Source organism: Streptomyces caeruleatus, from assembly GCF_001514235.1.
Classification (GTDB): domain Bacteria; phylum Actinomycetota; class Actinomycetes; order Streptomycetales; family Streptomycetaceae; genus Streptomyces; species Streptomyces caeruleatus.
Map to the genome: position 1 here is coordinate 1 of NZ_KQ948961.1, position 1,142 is coordinate 1,142.

At 69.9% G+C, this 1,142-nt stretch carries 1 protein-coding gene; it reads left to right on the forward strand.

All coding sequences use genetic code 11. The features are described 5' to 3' along the window. Nucleotides 1–1,142: type I polyketide synthase (locus AQJ67_RS44160; RefSeq protein ID WP_244190815.1), on the forward strand; the 1,142-nt coding region annotated here is incomplete at both ends.

A 1,142-nucleotide genomic window follows, 5' to 3' on the forward strand; every position in this document is an offset into this window, starting at 1 on the left:
CCCTCACCGTGACGGACACCGATTGGGAGCGGTTCGCGCCCAGTTTCACCATCGAGCGGCCGAGTGCGCTGCTGTCGGGCATTCCCGAGGCCCGCAAGGCGCTCGAACACCTGGGTACGCAGTCGGCCGGTGAGTCGGTGCTGCGGCGCAAGCTGGCCGGGATGGGGGAGAAGGACCGTGCGCGGGCGTTGCTCGATCTGGTCCGGCGGGAGGCGGCCGTCACCCTCGGTTTCGACAACGCCGACGCCCTGCTGCCCAACCGCGCCTTCCGCGACGCCGGTTTTGGCTCGCTGACTGCGGTGGAGTTGAGGAACAAGCTGGCGACGGCGACGGGTCTTGTGCTGCCCGCGAGCCTCGTCTTCGACTACCCGACACCCTCTGCACTGGCCGAACACCTGGAGTCGGAACTGCTGGGCACGGTCGAGGCCGTGCAGGTGACGCCGGTGAGTACGACGGCGGTGGACGAGCCGATCGCCATCGTCGGGATGGGCTGCCGGTTCCCCGGCGGCGTGGAGAGCCCCGAACAGTTGTGGGCCCTGCTCTCGGGCGGTGTCGACGCTGTCTCGGAGTTCCCGACTCAGCGAGGCTGGGACGTGACCGGTGATGGTTTCGCCCGGGTGGGTGGGTTCATCGAGGATGCGGCCGGGTTCGACGCGGCGTTCTTCGGTATTTCACCGCGTGAGGCGTTGGCGATGGATCCGCAGCAGCGGTTGCTGCTGGAGACGGCGTGGGAAGCGCTGGAGCGGTCCGGCATCGACCCGAACACGCTGAAGGGCAGCAAGACCGGCGTGTTCGTAGGTGGGACAGGTTCGGGCTACGACACCGTCGGCGCTGCCTCGGGTGACGCCGAGGGCTACATGCTGACCGGCGGCGCGAGCAGCGTGCTGTCGGGCCGGATCGCGTACACGTTGGGCTTGGAAGGTCCTGCGGTCACGGTGGACACGGCGTGCTCGTCGTCGCTGGTGGCCCTGCACCTCGCGGCCCAGGCGCTCCGCTCCGGCGAGTGCACGATGGCGCTGGCCGGCGGTGTCGCGGTAATGGCCACACCGGGGATCTTTGCCGAGTTCGCCGCTCAGGGCGGGCTGGCGGGGGACGGCCGTTGCAAGGCGTTCGCCGCGTCGGCGGACGGCACCGGGTGGGGT